Source organism: Streptomyces fumanus, assembly GCF_014655295.1.
GTDB classification, from domain to species: Bacteria; Actinomycetota; Actinomycetes; order Streptomycetales; family Streptomycetaceae; genus Streptomyces; species Streptomyces fumanus.
Window position 1 is genome coordinate 594803 of the sequence record NZ_BNBI01000001.1, and the last position, 15617, is coordinate 610419.

Annotated in this window: 14 protein-coding genes; 9 read left to right on the forward strand and 5 right to left on the reverse strand. The window is 72.0% G+C overall.

Annotated elements, in window-relative coordinates; translation table 11 throughout:
- The first annotated feature begins 5 nt into the window (after window positions 1-5).
- The 5 genes from IE316_RS02635 to IE316_RS02655 are packed head-to-tail and all read left to right on the forward strand — an operon-like array spanning window position 6 to window position 2214.
- Window positions 6-917, forward strand: a complete 912-nt coding sequence (locus IE316_RS02635) for an N-acetylmuramoyl-L-alanine amidase (protein ID WP_190202428.1) — start codon at window positions 6-8, stop codon at window positions 915-917.
- Between the two features lie 3 nt (window positions 918-920).
- A complete protein-coding gene (locus IE316_RS02640) occupies window positions 921-1154 on the forward strand; it encodes a hypothetical protein (RefSeq protein WP_190202429.1) in 234 nt (77 codons plus the stop codon).
- A 3-nt stretch (window positions 1155-1157) separates the two neighbouring features.
- Window positions 1158-1415 carry a hypothetical protein gene (locus IE316_RS02645; protein ID WP_190202430.1) on the forward strand — a complete coding sequence of 86 codons (258 nt, stop codon included), beginning with the start codon at window positions 1158-1160 and terminating at the stop codon, window positions 1413-1415.
- Window positions 1415-1858, forward strand: coding sequence for a hypothetical protein (locus IE316_RS02650; RefSeq protein ID WP_190202431.1), 444 nt, complete (start codon window positions 1415-1417; stop codon window positions 1856-1858). The genes IE316_RS02645 and IE316_RS02650 overlap by 1 nt, the downstream gene beginning before the upstream one ends.
- Entirely contained in the window at window positions 1855-2214 is a 360-nt protein-coding gene (locus IE316_RS02655) for a hypothetical protein (protein ID WP_190202432.1), read from the forward strand. The genes IE316_RS02650 and IE316_RS02655 overlap by 4 nt, the downstream gene beginning before the upstream one ends.
- 53 nt (window positions 2215-2267) lie before the next feature.
- On the opposite strand, the gene IE316_RS02660 is transcribed toward IE316_RS02655, so the two are convergent.
- Window positions 2268-2936 carry an HAD family hydrolase gene (locus IE316_RS02660; protein ID WP_190202433.1) on the reverse strand — a complete coding sequence of 223 codons (669 nt, stop codon included), beginning with the start codon at window positions 2934-2936 and terminating at the stop codon, window positions 2268-2270.
- An 81-nt stretch (window positions 2937-3017) separates the two neighbouring features.
- Here IE316_RS02660 and IE316_RS02665 point away from each other — a divergent pair, with 81 nt between their 5' ends.
- Window positions 3018-4220 carry a helix-turn-helix domain-containing protein gene (locus tag IE316_RS02665; protein WP_190202434.1) on the forward strand — a complete coding sequence of 401 codons (1203 nt, stop codon included), beginning with the start codon at window positions 3018-3020 and terminating at the stop codon, window positions 4218-4220.
- Between the two features lie 103 nt (window positions 4221-4323).
- On the forward strand, window positions 4324-4962 hold the full coding sequence (locus tag IE316_RS02670) for a hypothetical protein (RefSeq protein ID WP_190202435.1): 639 nt from the start codon (window positions 4324-4326) through the stop codon (window positions 4960-4962).
- Between the two features lie 419 nt (window positions 4963-5381).
- On the opposite strand, the gene IE316_RS02675 is transcribed toward IE316_RS02670, so the two are convergent.
- Window positions 5382-5615: a helix-turn-helix transcriptional regulator gene (locus IE316_RS02675; RefSeq protein ID WP_190202436.1), complete on the reverse strand. Its 234-nt coding sequence runs from the start codon at window positions 5613-5615 to the stop codon at window positions 5382-5384.
- Between the two features lie 763 nt (window positions 5616-6378).
- Between IE316_RS02675 and IE316_RS02680 the strand changes: the two genes are divergently transcribed.
- A complete protein-coding gene (locus IE316_RS02680) occupies window positions 6379-6984 on the forward strand; it encodes a hypothetical protein (protein WP_190202437.1) in 606 nt (201 codons plus the stop codon).
- Window positions 6985-7657: 673 nt separating this feature from the next.
- Window positions 7658-9202 (forward strand): glycosyl hydrolase, encoded by a 1545-nt coding sequence (locus IE316_RS02685; protein WP_190202438.1) that lies wholly within the window; start codon window positions 7658-7660, stop codon window positions 9200-9202.
- Between the two features lie 7 nt (window positions 9203-9209).
- Here the strand turns inward: IE316_RS02685 and IE316_RS02690 are convergent, their stop codons facing one another.
- The 3 genes from IE316_RS02690 to IE316_RS02705 form a co-directional block, all read right to left on the reverse strand.
- Window positions 9210-12413 (reverse strand): AfsR/SARP family transcriptional regulator, encoded by a 3204-nt coding sequence (locus IE316_RS02690; protein ID WP_229910157.1) that lies wholly within the window; start codon window positions 12411-12413, stop codon window positions 9210-9212.
- 91 nt (window positions 12414-12504) lie between these two features.
- Window positions 12505-14271 (reverse strand): hypothetical protein, encoded by a 1767-nt coding sequence (locus IE316_RS02700; RefSeq protein WP_229910158.1) that lies wholly within the window; start codon window positions 14269-14271, stop codon window positions 12505-12507.
- Between the two features lie 85 nt (window positions 14272-14356).
- A complete protein-coding gene (locus IE316_RS02705) occupies window positions 14357-15352 on the reverse strand; it encodes a hypothetical protein (protein WP_190202439.1) in 996 nt (331 codons plus the stop codon).
- Between the last annotated feature and the right edge of the window lie 265 nt (window positions 15353-15617).

Genomic DNA, 15617 nt, shown 5'->3' on the forward strand with positions numbered 1-15617 from the left:
CCCTCATGGCCACACCCCTGTCCGCGTCCCGCCTGCTGTCCGCCCTGCGGGCCGAGGGCGTCCACGTCGTGGAGGTCGGCGACTGGCGCACCCACAACCGCAACCACAAGGGCCCCTGGGGCCCGGTCCACGGAGTCATGATCCACCACACCGTGACCAAGGGCAGCGCCCGCACGGTGGAGCTGTGCCGGGCCGGGCGCAGCGACCTGCCGGGGCCGCTGTGCCACGGCGTCATCACCAAGGACGGCCGCGTCCACCTGGTCGGCCACGGCCGCGCCAACCACGCGGGCCTGGGCGACGACGACGTGCTGCGCGCCGTCATCAACGAGACCGCGGTGCCCGGCGACAACGAGGCGAGCACCGACGGCAACCGGTACTTCTACGGCTTCGAGTGCGAGAACATGGGCGACGGCGAGGACCCGTGGCCGGCCGCCCAGTTGGAGGCGATCGAGCGGGTCGCCGCGGCGATTTGCCGTGCGCACGACTGGGACGAGCGGTCGGTGATCGGGCACCTGGAGTGGCAGCCGGGGAAGGTGGACCCGCGCGGGTTCACCATGTCCTCGATGCGGGCCCGGATCGGCGATCGCCTCGGCTCGAAATCGCCGGCGCCCGCGTTGCCGGCGCCGCGCAAGCCGGTGGTCGACCTGTCCCAGCTCGTCGCCGCCGCCCGCTCCAACCCGGCCGCGAAGGGCACGCCCGTCACCTATGCCGGCGTGCGCACCGTGGAGGCCGCGCTGGTCGACGAGGGACTGCTCGCCAAGGCGTACAGCGACGGCCACTACGGCACGACCACGGTGGACGCCTACGCGAAGTGGCAGCGGCGCCTCGGCTACCGCGGCAAGGACGCCGACGGCATCCCCGGCAAGACCTCGCTCGCCCGACTCGGGGCGAAGCACGGCTTCGAGGTCAAGGAGTAGCTCATGCCGACCGCGCCCCGTCTCTTCACCCTCGAACGGGACACCGACATCACGGGTGTCTCCGGCACCGGCACCGTCGCAGACGGCGTGCTGTGGCCCGACGGCACCGTCTCCATCCGCTGGCGCGGCGACCGCCCATCCATCGTGTTCTGGGAGTCCCTGCCAGACGCCGAGCACGTCCACGGCCACCAGGGCGCGACGCGCTTCGTGTGGGCCGACAACTCTGAGGAGGACTGACCCATGTCCGAGATCAACCTGCCCGACGCCGAGACCGTCGTGAAGACCGCGAAGACCTACGGCCGCGACCTCCTGGAAAGGACGCTGTCGACGTTTCTGCAGGCGTTCATCGGCGGCATCGTCGTCACCACGCCGCTGGACGGCTCCATGTGGTACGCCGCCGGGGCCGGCGGTGTCGGCGCTGTCCTCGCCCTCGGCAAGGGTTTGATCGCCCGCTGGCGCGACGTCACCAACTCTGCGTCGCTGGCCAAGGGCGTCTAGTGCAGTGCCGGGCGGTCCGGCGGCTGCACGCCCGGCTGGGCCGCCGCGGCACCTTCCTGCTCGTCCTCGGCGTCGGCAAAACCTGCTGGGGCCTCAGCTTCTTCGTCGCCCCGCCGAGCAGCCGCGGCCTGGAGCTGCTCACGCACTGGTGCTCACTGCGGCACTGGGCCTGGCTGTGGATCATCTGCGGGCTCGTGACGACCGCCTCCGCGTTCGTCCGCGTCGGCCGCGACCGGTACGGTTTCCTCGCCGCGCTCGCTCCCCCCACCGTGTGGGCGATCGCCTACGCCGCTGCTGTGGTCAGCGGCACCTACTCCCGTGGCCTGTGGGTCGCGATCTGGTACCTCACCTCGCACGTCGGGGTCATTCTGTGGGCGAGCACGGTGCCCGAGCATTCGGTCCCCCACGTGCCGCGTTCCGCCCGGAAAGGGCGGGAGCCGTGACCCTGTGGGCTGGGCTGGTGGCCGCGTTCGGGACGGTCGGGATGGTGGTTGCGGGGATTTTCTCGGCGCGGGCGACGACGCGGGCGACTATGGCGACGGCGGAGGCGACGCGCGCGGCTGCGCTGGCGCAGGCGGAGCCGTCGCAGCGGGAGCAGGACCGGGCCGCGTTCGAGGCGATCAAGGCGGAGCTGAAGGAAGACCTCGCCGAGACGAAGGCGGAAGTGGCCCGGGTGCGCGGGGTGCTGTGGTCGATCTCCCGATGGGCGCTGGCGCTGCGGGATCAGGTGGTGGAGCGGGACGGTACGCCGCTGCCGCCGCCGGAGGATGTGGAGGAGTACTACCGAACTGGAGTGTGAGCGGGGCCCCCGTCGTCTGCCCCTTGCGGGGGCGGGCGGCGGGGGCCGTTTCGTCATGCCCTGATGGCGGTGAGCACCTGCTCCGTGTCATCCAGCCCGTCCAGCACAGCATCGGCGCCCGCATCCCGGAGCTCGGCCGCCGACGTTTTCCCTGTGGCAACGCCGACCACCCGGACGCCTGCCTCTCGCCCACCGGCGACGTCGGCGGGAGTATCTCCGAGGAAGACCGCCTTCTCCGGGGACACCCCGGCCCGAGCCAGCGCGAGACGCACCAACTCCGGGCGCCCTTCCCCGTCCTCACCGTAGGCGCCCTCGTCCATGCGGAGATAGGAGTCCAGCCCGAACACCGCCAGCTTCACCTCGGCGGCCGAACGTACATTGCCCGTCACCACCGACTGCCGCACACCCCGCTCGTCGACAGCAGCGAGCACCGCAGCAGCGCCAGGCAGCGCGTGCCCACGCTCACGCAGCTCGGCCGCCCGCTGAACGTGCACCGCACCGAGCGCGGCCGCGAACCGGGAGAACAACTCCTCGTCATACTCCAGGCCGTGCATCTGCGCGGTCTCCCGCAAGATCACCCGTTCCGTCGACCCCGTGACCGACGCCTGCTCACGCAGGGCAACGCCTGTCACCTGCTCGAACGCGACGGCCCACAGCTCACGCCCAACGCCCCTCGTCGCCATCAGCGTATGGTCGATGTCCCACAGCACCAGCTCCGGCACCGGCGCCTCCTCTCTCCACGAACACGGGGTCCCCACGCATCGGGCACCCTACGCTCGGAACGAGCAGCAAGGAGTAGGCGCATGGTTGCAGCAGACCTCCCCATCGGGGACCGGATCAGGCACTACCGCGGCGGACGCCGCCAGGACGCGATCGCCGGACTGGTCGGCATCAGCCCGGACTACCTGTCGCAGATCGAGCGCGGGCTGAAAGTCCCATCGGTGCCGATCCTGTACGCCCTCGCGCAGGAGCTGGGCGTGCCGGCCGCGGCGCTGCTGTCCGAGCAGGCGCCCATGGAGGCGGAGTCATCGGACACCGCCGAGGCTGCGGTAGGCCGCGCGCTCCTCGGCTACGGCCCGGCGCTCAGCACCAGCCCAGCGACGGCGGCCGTACTGCGGGACCGGGTCGAGGCCGCCTGGCAGTCCTGGCAGACCAGCGGGACCCGGTTCACGGAGGCATCCGAGGCACTGCCCGCCCTCGTCGCCGACGTGGAGCACGCGGTGCGCGCCGCCCGTACCGGGACTGACCCGGCCGAACGTCGTGCCGTGCTGCGGACGGCGGCTGACCTGTACTGCCTGCTGAGGTCGTACCTGCGGCGCACTGGCCGCGTAGACCTCGCCACCATCGCCGCCGACCGGGCGATGCGCGCCGCCGAGGACGCCGACGACCCGCTGCGCATCGCGGCCGCCCAGTGGAACCTCGGTCACGTGCTCCTCGCCGCCGGCCAACCCGCAGAGGCCGAGGAACTGGCTCTCCGCGCGGCCGAGCAGGTCGCCACGACGACGATGCCTGAGGTCGAACGGGCCGCGATGGGCGGCGCCCTTCACCTCGTCGCGGTGGTCGGTGCCGCGCGCCGCCGCCGGTGGTGGGAGGCCCGTGACCGCCTGCGGCAGCACGCGGCGCCGGCGGCCCGCCACGTGCCGGACGACAGCAATATCGGGTGGACCGTGTTCGGCCCGACCAACGTCGCACTGCACGCGGTGAGCATCGACATGGAGGCCGGGGAGACCGGCGAGGCCCTGCACACTGCGGACGCCATCGACACCAGCGGCGTGCCCTCGCTGGAACGGGAGTTCACGTTCGTCCTGGAGGTCGCTGCTTGCCACTCGCAGCGCCGGGACGACGCGGCTGCCCTGCTCGCTCTCCGCGACTTGGAGGCGATCGCGCCGGAGGATCTTTCACGGAACCCGCTCGCCCGCCAGCTCGTGCTCACGGTCATCCGCCGGGCGCGGGCGATGCACGCCCGGCAGGCCGAGAAGATGGCCGAGCGGATCGGACTGATCTAGGGAGCCCGTGGTCCACCCGAACTGTCAGTTCGGGTGGGTTCACTGATGCCTATCTACGGTCGCAGGTGTGAGACAGAGCACACCGACTGTGGAGGCATCCGCCATGCCGAGCACACCCGAGGACCGCCACGACTTCTCAGCCCCACGGCCAGTCGAGGCAGAACCCGGCGCACTCGTGCACACCACCGCCGACCGGCGACTCGCCATCGAGCAGTGGCTGCTGTCCACGCACCCCTCACCGCGGCACGCCCGCGCCGAGTGGATCCGCCACGGCGTACTCGTACTGCCGCTCGGGTCCCTGTTCTCCGCGATCCGCGTCCCCGGCCGGCTCATCCAGGCCCTCGCCGCGAGCACCGACCCCGGCGACGTCGACGCGTTCCTCGCCGACGCCCTCGACGGCGCCCCGGTGATCTGCGACATGCAGGGCCCCCGCTACTACCTTCTCGTCCCGGCGAGCGTCCCGCGTACCTGGCACGATGCCGCAGACGACTGGCGGCGCGACGACGTTGAGTGCCTCGGCCTGAACGCCTACCTGGGGGTGCCGCACCCGTCGGCGGCCCGGTTCCCGGAGCGCGGCATCGCCTCGTACTGGTCCGTGCCGATGGCGTCCGCCGGGGAGCTGTGCGCACCGCTGGCCGTGGCCCGTCTGATCGCGGCGGGCGTGCACGTGCTGGCGGACCGCGAGGCGGTGTGGCCGGTGGATGCGCCGCTGGTGCCGCGGGCGGCTCGTGACCGTCGTTGACTCCCGCTGGTGGTGGAACCGTGCACCAGCGGGCGCGTCCGTCCACGCCCCCCGTCGCGGATGGACGCACGGCCCGTCACCGGCCAGCCCGCCCGGCCGGTGACGGGCCCGACTCGGAGGAACTTCATGCTGTGCGACCGCTGCGGCAGAGAAATCGAGGGTGAGCCCGAGGTGGTCCAGGTCGACTCGCCGACCGGCGCCGCCCCGAGCCTGACGCTGTGCCCCTGGGGCTGCCGTGCCGCCCCGCACCAGAGCACCCCCGATCAGCCCCCGCCCCGCGGGCCCCGTTGACCCCCCGCTGGTGCTGTACTCCGATCTGGCGCCAGCGGGAGGGGCGGCCGGCCCGTGATCCAGGGCCAGCCGGGCCGGCCGCCCAGCCACCACCGGGCTACCACCCGCCCGTCGCGGAGGCGGGCCACTCACCGGACGAGGTCGGCGAGCGGTACGTCGAGGGCGTCGGCGAGCAGCAGCAGGTCTTCCAGGTCTGGGATGCGCTGCGCGTACTCCCACCGGTGGATGGTGCGCCGGTCCCGGCCGATCCGCTCGCCGAGTTGCTCCTGCGTCAGGCCCGCGTGGAGGCGTGCCGCGCGGAGGCGCTCCCCGATCTGCCGGCGTCGGGCTGGCACCCAGTCGGGCAGCGGGTCGAGTGGCACCCGCTCACGCTCTAGTGATCATCACCAGTTGTCTGTACCCGGCCAGGCACATTTACTGATCTTGAAGGATGGGGAGATCGACAAGACCCCCCTCTCTGGCGCCGGCCGCGGCGACTCTCTGCACGAGGTCTCCCGCTCGGATAGCGGGACCGCGCGCCGGCTGACCGCCCCGGTCCTACGATGGACCGGGGCGGTCCCCGCTGCCGTGGGCGATTCCCAGTCGAAGAGGCCACGCGATGGGCCAAGCGCCTTGCATTAATGTGGTGGAACGCGACCTGGGAAAACCGCAGGTTAGAACAGAGCTAAGTGCTCAACACCTTCTAAGCGCTTGGCCGCAGGTTCGAGTCCTGCCGGGGGCGCCGACCCGACCCGGCCCCACCGCGGAAACGTGGGTGGGGTTTTTGCTGTCGGCATGATCGAACAGGTGTGCGTCCCTGGCCTGGGGGCCGGTCGCCCAACCCCTTTCCCACCCATGCGGGCGAAGACGAGGGACCTCCCGCGCCGCCCTGACTCCGAGCGGCGACACAGCCGGTGGAAGCGGAGGGGGTGGACGGGTGTACGTCGTCGGCGGGGTGGTCGCCGACGGACGGCGTCCGCACCGCCGACTCCGCGCCCTGGCCGACAGAAGTTGAACCGATCCTGTCTCCCCGGCGTTGTCCTACGCGCCCGGAGAACGAAGAGGGCGGGCCCGGTTCCGGACGGAGCGTCCGGAACTTCCCGGGTTCCGCCGCCCTCGTCGCCAGCGAACGGAGAGTGAGCCAAAATGCCCGGGAGAATCCTCAGCGAAGCCGAAATAGACGACATCGATTTCTCTTACATCATCACTACGGCTACCCGCACACCGACGGAAAGTTATCCCGAAGAGCAGCAAGAGCATCTCGATGAGCTGCGGACACGGGCGGTGACTTATGTGCAACGTGGGGCCAGGGAACAGTTCGAGACGGTGCCGATGAATGAGGTGACGAGGACTCTCTTCAGCCAAGCCACAGAAGCGGCGCACGAGTTCACTGCGTCCCGGGCCGCGCTCGTCGGCGCGGACACGCAAGCCTCGGAGCGTCACTACGAAGCCACGGCTGCATGGATACGGGCCGGCGCGGAATTTTTCGATGCCGTGCATGAAGTCTTGGAGACGCGAGACCAGAATGTGAGGGAAGCGATCGAACGTTGGACGCGGCAACAAGAAGCAGAGGAGCTGTCACCACAACAGCAACAGCTTCGCAATGACCCACAGGCGCTGAACGGAGATATCGCACAGGTGCTGAACGGGAATGGCGCGCAACGTCCGAACGGAAATGGCGCACAGGCAGCCACCACACCGCACCGCCCGCCCACCCCCGGCACCGGTCAGCAACGCCGACGGGGCCGATGACAACACCCCCGACCCGTCAAGGCCCTGTTCCCGCGGCACGGGCGAATGAGCCTTCGCCCGGCCAGGAAGCGGATCCCGGCGCGGCTGGTGCTGCGCCTGCGGCGGTCGAGTCATGGACGGATCGGGGCAGGGCGGGAGGCGCCCGTTGCAGCCGACCGAACGGATCGAGAACCGGGACGTCGGTGCCGTGGCGAGGGTCTGGACGCCGCCGACACCCCTACCGTCGCCGCGCTGAACCGCCGGCGCCTCGGCAGCCGTTGTGCGGGCACGACCGGCATCGACGACCGGCCGCCGAGTCAGGGGAGGCCACCCATGCCCGCGCCGCAGTCCACGTCGCCGGAACCGGCCGGCTCGTCCGTTCCGTACGGTGTCTTTGCCCGCCGCCCCCCGCTCGGACCGCGCGGGCTGCTCAGCCGGCGCGGTGCCGTGCCGGGCGAGAACGGGGACGCGTACCGGCCGGCACCGCGGACGCGGCCCGGCGGCTCCGCCCCGGCGCCGCCCCACGTACCGCTGCCGCCCGGTCTGCTGCCCCTGCCCCCCGGATTCGAGCTGAACCGCGACCCGGCCGGAACCGTCGTGCCGTCGTAGGCAGCACCTGATCCACCGATCCGGCGCAAGCGCGATCCGAAAGGCACGCTTCATGCGCAGACGCTCGCTTCTGCTGATTCTGTTGATGGTTCTGGTCGGCGCGACGACCACCACCGCCGTACTGCTCGACCGGCACGACGACACCGCCCGCCTCAACGGCGCACCGGCCGCCGACGTGGGCGGCCGGGACCACACGATCACCCTGCAGAACAAGACCGACAGCCGTATCTGGGTCGGCAGCAGGGTCAACCAGGACGGCTCGGCGGCGCTGACCGGGCTGCCGACCCTGGACCCGGGCCAGTCCGCCACCATCACCGTGCCCGAGCACCAGGGCGCCGGGCACTGGCGCGGCACGTTCTTCGCCCGGCAGGGCTGCTCCGGCGAGGAGGGCAGCACCTTCCACTGCGCGGTCGGCGACTGCGGCCCCTACGCCGACCACTGCTCGACCGGCCAGCAGCCCACCAGCCTCGCCGAGTTCAACTTCGACCCCGCCGACAAACTCGCGCCCTGGTACGACGTCAGCTACGTCGACGCCGTGTCGACCGCCGTCACCATCACCCCCGACGGCACGACGCCGCCGGCCGAGGGCGAGTGCGCGGTGGCGGGGTGTGCCGTGGACCTGCTGGCGTCCTGCCCGCCGGAGAACCTCACCAAGGACGCGGCCACGGGCAAGCCGCTGGTGTGCGTCAACCCCAACCGGGACGCGAAGACCGCCTACAGCGAGGCGGTCAGCCAGAAGTGCCCCACCGCGTACGCCTGGTCGAAGCACGACGCCGAGCCCGGCAACCGGACCATGTACCAGTGCACCAAGTGCACCGGCCTGACCATCGCCTTCCACGGGTCCGGTGCCGCCCCCGGCCCCGCGCCCACCACCGCGCCCAACCCCGACCCGACCGCCCCGGCCGCCGGCCGCAAGGGCGTCAGCCTCAACCCGTTCGACGGCGCCCCGCAGGCGCTGGCCGACTCGGGCGTCTCCTGGTACTTCAACTGGGCCTCGTCCTCGAGCGGTGTCACCCCGCCGCAGGGCGTCGAGTACGTCCCGATGATCTGGGGCCCCGGCTCGGTCACCGACGAACAGCTCGCCAGCGCCAAGCGGGAGGGCACCACGCTCCTCGGCTTCAACGAGCCCGATCTCGCCTCGCAGGCGAACATGACGCCCGAGCAGGCCCTGGACCTGTGGCCCAGGCTGCAGGACACCGGGCTGCGGCTGGGCGCTCCGGCGGTCTCCCAGGGCGCCGACGTGCCCGGCGGCTGGCTGGACCGCTTCATGCAGGGGGCGGCAGAGCGCGGCCTGCGCGTCGACTTCATCCCGGTGCACTGGTACGGCGCCGACTTCGGTCCGGACGCGACCCGGCAGTTGCGGGAGTACCTGGAGCGGGTGCACGAGCGCTACCACAAGCCGGTCTGGCTGACCGAGTACGGCCTGATCGACTTCTCCCAGGGCACCCCCCGCTACCCCAGCCAGCAGCAGGAGGCCGACTTCATCAAGGCGTCGACGCAGATGCTGGACGGCCTCGGCTACCTGGAGCGCTACGCCTGGTTCACGCTGTCCACCCACACCAGCCCGACCGGCCTGTACGACGGCACCGCCCCGAACACCGCGGGCCAGGCATACCGTGAGGCCCACTGATCACTGATCACTGAAGGGAACGGAGCTTCTCCTCGATCTTCGCGGCGTCCGGGTGATCGAACTCCGCGAGGATCGCCAGGGCCTGCCGCCAGGTAGCGCCGGCCGCCTCGGGGGCGCCGACAGCCAGTTGGACGTCGCCGAGGTGGCCCAGGGTGTGTCCCTCCCCCCACCGGTTGCCGAGGTCCCGGTGGACGGCGAGCGCCTGCTCGTAGTACTCGACCGCGCGGTCGTCGGCCCCCAGCCGGTGGTGGGCCGTGCCGAGCACGTCGAGTGCGACGCCCTCGACCCAGCGGTTGCCGCTGTCGCGCAGCACGACGAGGGCCTCCTCCAGGCAGCGGACGGCCTCGTCGAAGCGGCCGAGCCGCTGGTAGGCGTCGCCCAGGTTGCTCAAGTTGATGCCCTCACCCCAGGCGTTGCCCATGACCTGGTTCAGTACCAGCCCGCGGCGGATGTACTCGACGGCCTTGTCGAGCCGCCCGACCTGGAGGTAGGTGTCCCCCAGGTTGCCCAGGACCCGCGTCCTCCCGGCCGTGTCCCCGACCTCCCGGTAGGCGGCCATCGCCTTGAACAGGTGGTCGATGGCGTCGTCGTAGCGTTCCGCGTTGCGCAGCGCCGCGGCCGTGTCGGTGAGGGCCTGCGCCACCCCCACGCTGTCCTGGGCGGCGCGCGCCGCGGACAGGCCCGTACGGGAGGTCTCGATCCAGTCGACCGTGTGGCTGCGCAGGTAGAAGAACCCCCACAGGACGGCGGGCAGTCGCCAGGCGATGCCCGGATGCCCGGACGCGGCGGCCTGGTGCACCGCGCCGACCAGGTTGGACCGCTCGGTCTCGCACCAGGCCACGGCCTCGTCGTGGGTCGTGAACGACAGCGGCCGGCAGGGGGCCGGCGGCCGCTCCAGGGGGATCCGGCGCCGGTTCGGGGTGATCAGCGGGTAGGCGGCGTCCGCGGTGTGCAGGTACCAGGAGAGCAGCCGGTGGACCGCGAGGTCCCGCTCCCGCGGTGCCTCCTCGGCCTCGACGCGCTCGGTGGCGTAGACCCGCAGCAGATCGTGCAGGGTGTAGCGGCCGGGGAAGTGCTCGGTGAGCAGATGGGCGCGGGTCAGTTCGACGAGCGGGCCCCGGGCCTCCTTCGCGGTGAGCCCGGCGAGCGCCGCCGCGGCGGGCGCGGAGATGTCCGGACCGGAGTGCAGGCCCAGCAGCCGGAACAGCCGCGCGGCCGGCGCGGACAGCGCCTTGTACGACGTGGAGAAGACGGCCCGTACGTCGGTGGTGATGTCGTCCCCGGCGAAGACGTCGAGGCTGTCGTGGCCGTCCCGCAGTTCCCCGGCGATGGCGCTGAGCGGGAAGTCGGGATGGGCGGCGGCGCGGGCGGCCACCACGGCGAGGGCCAGCGGCAGGGCGGCGCACCGCTCGACGATCTCGTCCACCGCCGCCGACTCCTCGGCCAGCCGCTCGGTGCCGAGCCGGCGCGCCAGGAACTCCCGGGCCTCGGCCTCCGTCAGTTGGTCCAGGGTCAGCGGGTGCGCGCCCTCGCCGGCGACCAGGCCGGTGAGCTGGTTGCGGCTGGTGACGATGACCAGGCAGCCGGGGCTGTTGGGCAGCAGCGGACGGACCTGCTCGCTGTCGCGGGCGTTGTCGAGGAGGATCAGCACCCGCCGCCCGGCCAGCACGCTGCGGTAAAGCGCCGTCTGGGCCTCCAGACCGGCGGGCAGCCGCCGCGGGGGGACACCGAGGGCGTCGAGGAGGATGCGCAGGGCCTCCTGCGGGGGCATGACCGAGCCGGACGGGTCGAAGCCGCGCAGGTTGATGCAGAGCTGTCCGTCGGGGAAGCGGTCGGCGACCCGGTGGGCGAGGTGCACCGCCAGGGTGGTCTTGCCGATCCCGGCCATGCCGCCGATCGCGCTGATCGTCAGCGTGGCCGGCAGGCTTCCGTCCAGCGGCAGCAGACCGATGGCCCGCTCCAGCTCGGCGTCCCGGCCGGTGAAGGCGGTGAGGTCGGCGGGAAGTTGGGCAGGACGGGGGGTGTGAACGGGTTCGGTGGCGGCGGGGCGCCGGGGGGTGGCGGGGGTCCGGGCGCCGTCGGCGTGGGGTGAGCGCTGGTTCGGTACCCGGGGCGTACGGGTCAGGGGGCGGCCGGGAGCGCCGGTACGTCCGCCTCCGCCTCCATCGGCCGCCGCGGGGGTGGCCGCGGCTCCGGGGGGCTCGTCCACCGCCGGGGCGCTCCGCGCGGGCGGCACTCCGGCCGGGGCGCGTCGGGGCGGGGGCGTGCCGGCGGAGGTGCGTCGCGTGAGTGGCGTACCGGCCGGGGCGGCCGGTACGGACGGGGTGCCGGCCGCGGCGGCCCGTCCGGTTCGGCCGGCTCGGGTCGGGGGCATGCCGTCCGAGGAACCCCGTACCGGCGACGTACCGTCCGGCGAGGAGAGGGCCGGGGTCAAAGACGGGTCGGACGCGAGGATCCGCGCGTGTACGTCCCGCAGGGCCGGGCCGGGTTCGACGCCCAGCTCGGTCACCAGGGTGGTGCGGGTCCTGCGGTAGGCCGCCAGGGCCTCCGCCTGCCGCCCGGACCGGTAGAGGGCCAGCATGAGCAGCCGGCACAGTTCCTCCCGCAGCGGGTGCCCACCGGTCAGCGACATCAGCTCCCCGATGACCTCGCCGTGCCGGCCGAGCCGGAGGTCGAGCTCCAGGCGCTTCTCCAGCGCGGTCAGCCGCTCCTCGGCCAGCCGGAATCGTTCCGCCTCGGCCAGCGGGCCGGGCAGACCGGCCAGTGCCACGCCCCGCCACTCGTCGAGGGCCTCGCGCAGCAGTCGTGCGGCGCCGGACTCGTCGCCGGCGGCGGACGCCCGCGCCGCCTCCGCGACCCGTCGCTCGAACACCGCCAGGTCCAAGGCTTCTTCCGGTATGCGGACCCGGTATCCGTCTTCCACGGAAACGATCGTCCGTGGCGCCTCGGCCGCACCACGGCCGGGCTCCAGGACCTTGCGCAGGCGCGAGACATACGTACGCAGGACGGACACGGCGGCTGTCGGCGGCTCGGCGCCCCAGATGGCGTCGATGAGCTCGGCGACCGTGACGGAGTGCCCCCGGCGCAGCAGCAGCGCGGCGAGCACGACCCGCTGCTGCGGCGAACCCAGATCCAGTTCCCGGCCCGCGTGCCAGGCCCGGACCGGCCCCAGCACGGAGAAACGTACGGTGGTTAAGGTTGTTGCGCTCACCCTGAGGACTGTAGTGACACCTGGCACGGCCTTGGTGCCGTGGCGGTGAACTGTTTCCGTTCAGCTACGGTCGCGCGGCGCGGAACGGGCCTCACACGACGAACCCCACCCCTTCCAGCCAGCGGTCGTTGCTGAGGGTGCCGCCGAAGATGTACTCGGGGCGAGCGCCGACACAGTGCGGCTGGTTCCAGTCGCCGTTGCGCACCCGGGAAGCCTCGCAGACCTGGCCGGTGCCGACGTTGATGGCGAAGCCCAGCATGTACGGGGCGCTCTTCTTCGTGCTGCCGATGTAGATGTTCTTGCCGTCGTCGGTGATGGGCGTCCAGTGCGGCTTCCACACACCCTTGCCGTCGGTCGAGCCCGGCTTGTGCACGAAGGCGTTGGCGGCCGCGCCACCGGTGCCGCGCACCGCGATGTTGAGGGCCTTGATCGGCCGGTTCACCCCCGGTGTACCGGCTGCCGCGCCGTCGCACACCGGCTTCTGCCAGCCCCGCCCGGAGACGTACGCGCGGTAGCAGACGTGCCGTCCGGGGTTCTTCTTGGCGAGCTGGTTCACGGCGGTGGCGGCGGTCTCCGCGGGCGGCTTGGCGGTCACGGTCTTCGTGGCCTTCGGCGGCCGGACGGTCACCGTGGCCTTCGGCGGCCGCACGGTCACGGTGGCGTTCGGCGGCCGCACCACCGTGCCGGCGCCTCCCCCGGCGCTGTCGGCATGCGGCGTCTTCTTCGGCTTGGGGTCCTTCTTCGGCTCGGACTTCTTCTTCTTCGCCGTCGACGAGGGGCTGGGCAACGCCGACAGGCGCGGGGACACGGAGACGGTGGGTGACGCCGACGCGGTGGGACTGTGCTGTGCCGGAGGACTGCTCAGCTTGTCGCTGGCGCCGGCGGCCTCGTTCTGCTTTCCGCCGTCGTCCGACCCGCCGCCCAGCAGCACCAGCGGCAGGACGACGAGGGCGGTCACCCCGAGTGCCACCGGCCCGACGACCAGGGGCCGGTGGAGCAGGCCGGGGGCCCGGTACTCGTCGTCCGACTGCCGCGACCCGGCGCTCGCACCGGCGTCCTTGGACCGGCGGGGCAGCGACAGGGACGGGACACGGGAGGAGAACGAGGGGAGGGAGGGACGCGGGAGGGAGGGGAGCGAGGGGAGCGAGGGCCGTGCGAACGACGGTCGCGGGCGGGCGGACGACGGGTCGTCACCGAGGCCGTCGCCGGGATCGGCGTCAAGGTAATCAAGGTCGTCGGGGCCGGCGTCAACGTCGTCAAGACGACCGGGACTGCCGTCGAGATCGTCCGGAACGTCGAGATTGTCGTCCAGACCGTCCAGACCGTCCGCACCGTCCAGGTCGCCGGGGTTGCCGTCGAGGCCGGCCTGGGACGGGGCACCGATGCCGGGAGGGCCGATTTCCGCAGTGTCCCCGGGGTGTCCGTACGCCTCATGAGGCTCCGCCGGTCCGACGGCGGCACCGTCGGCCGTCTCTACCGGTACCGGCGGTGCCGGTGCCGCCTGAGACGACCCGGCCGGCTCCTCCACCAGCCTGCTCGAACCGTCGGCGGCGACCTCGACGAAGGTCACGTGTGCGCTGGCGGGGTCGGAAATGGCCGCGGTGACGGGGGTGCCGCGCTCCCGCGCGTGCCGGTGCAGCGCGTCGAGGACCGCCTCGTCGAGGGACTGCCCCTGCTCCACCCGTACGGGCACGCCGTCGACGGAGGCCGAACCGTCCGCGCCGATGACCACCGAGAGGTGCGGCGCCGGCCCGGACGCCCCCGCGAGGGGCGCACGCTGACTGATGTCCTCCGGGTCCCCGGGTACGGCGTTCTCGTTCATCGCGATCGGGTCGTCCTTCTCTTCGTCCCGGCTCATGCCCGTCCCTCCTGGCGTTCCGGCTCAGGGCTACAACGGGAGGCGCGGGGAGACGGTTCAATCGCCGCGTGGTGGCGGGGGCCGGTCATCGGCGTCCCCGAGACCGGACAGAAGGTGCCGTCTGCGGGGTGGCGGCGCGGCCGGTGCCTGCGGACTGTGCGCCCGACGTCTGCCTCACCGTGACGGTGGTGGTCAGCGCACCCCTGTCGGTAACGGGGTTCTGGGGAGCCGAGCGGGCGCCGGGGGCTGCGGTGGGCGAGGCGGGAAGGGTCTCTGCCGCCGCCGTTCGCCGGCCCTCGTCCGGGAGCGAGGCGGAACGGTTCGCGTCCTGCTCCGTGGCGGGGCCCTGGTACCAAGGGTTCCTGTGGTGCAAGTCCTGCGGTTGGACGTCGCCCATGGGAACTACGTAATAGCCGTCCTGGTCGAGGCCGACCGACGTGGTCGCGTCATAACCGCCCTGTTCATGGCCTGCCAGTGTGGCCGCATCATCGTTGTACCATTCGGAGTCGGCCAGCGTGGCCGCGTCATCGTTGTCCCGTTCGGAGCCGACCAGCGTGGCCGCGTCATCGTTGTCCCGTTCGGAGCCCACCAGCGTGGCCGCGTCATCGAACTCCCTGTTCTCGGCCACGGTGTTCTGAGGGGCGGTCTTCTCGAGCAGCCACTCCACCACGGGCAGCTTTCCCTTGCCGTACGCCTCCCGCAACTCCTTGCTCTCCGCGATCTGTTCCAGAGCGGCGTGCAGAACTTCCTGGAGTTTCGGAACATCGAGGTCGGCCAGCGCTTGGCGTACCGGCATGTCGGATGCCCATGTGAGCGGGGCGCCATTGCCGCGCGGCGCCTGGTGGACGCTGCCCTCAGGGACAGGGGAACGGAATCCTGTCTCGTAACTGGGGTAACCCGCCTGATCAGACCGGCTCGCAGCGGGCTCTTGCACACGTGAGGAGAATTTTTCGCGCAGCCATCGCAGCAATCGATCCAGCGATCCTGACCTGGTAGTCCGCCGCCTGCTTTCCTCCAGGTCCTCCTCGATCAGATGCCGCGCCAGTAGCTTCGGCCAGGAGTCCGGGCGGTCTTGGGACATGCTGGTCCCCTCTCTCTCGCTCTGTGCGCGAACTACCTGCCGAGTACGGCTCCTGACGCAAGCACAACGGGAACGAGGGGCAACCGGTTCAGTGCGGGCAGGGGTCCGCTGCCAGGCGACCGGGAATCGCGCCCTGCGGCGACAACAGCCCGCGGGGCACACGCACGGCGTGCCGGTACCGGTACGGGCGGGACCGGCCGTCCGAGCCGTGGGGTTCTTGTGAACCCCGGCGACGGTCACCCCGTTGTGTCTCACGGCCGGCCGG

Bases quoted from the DNA above. Each gene is read 5' to 3' on its own strand.
- IE316_RS02705 (WP_190202439.1), bottom strand. From the start codon at position 15,352: ATGTCCCAAGACCGCCCGGACTCCTGGCCGAAGCTACTGGCGCGGCAT.
- IE316_RS02685 (WP_190202438.1), top strand. From the start codon at position 7,658: ATGGTTCTGGTCGGCGCGACGACCACCACCGCCGTACTGCTCGACCGG.
- IE316_RS02645 (WP_190202430.1), top strand. From the start codon at position 1,158: ATGTCCGAGATCAACCTGCCCGACGCCGAGACCGTCGTGAAGACCGCG.
- IE316_RS02700 (WP_229910158.1), bottom strand. From the start codon at position 14,271: ATGAGCCGGGACGAAGAGAAGGACGACCCGATCGCGATGAACGAGAAC.
- IE316_RS02635 (WP_190202428.1), top strand. From the start codon at position 6: ATGGCCACACCCCTGTCCGCGTCCCGCCTGCTGTCCGCCCTGCGGGCC.
- IE316_RS02640 (WP_190202429.1), top strand. From the start codon at position 921: ATGCCGACCGCGCCCCGTCTCTTCACCCTCGAACGGGACACCGACATC.
- IE316_RS02680 (WP_190202437.1), top strand. From the start codon at position 6,379: ATGCCCGGGAGAATCCTCAGCGAAGCCGAAATAGACGACATCGATTTC.
- IE316_RS02665 (WP_190202434.1), top strand. From the start codon at position 3,018: ATGGTTGCAGCAGACCTCCCCATCGGGGACCGGATCAGGCACTACCGC.
- IE316_RS02670 (WP_190202435.1), top strand. From the start codon at position 4,324: ATGCCGAGCACACCCGAGGACCGCCACGACTTCTCAGCCCCACGGCCA.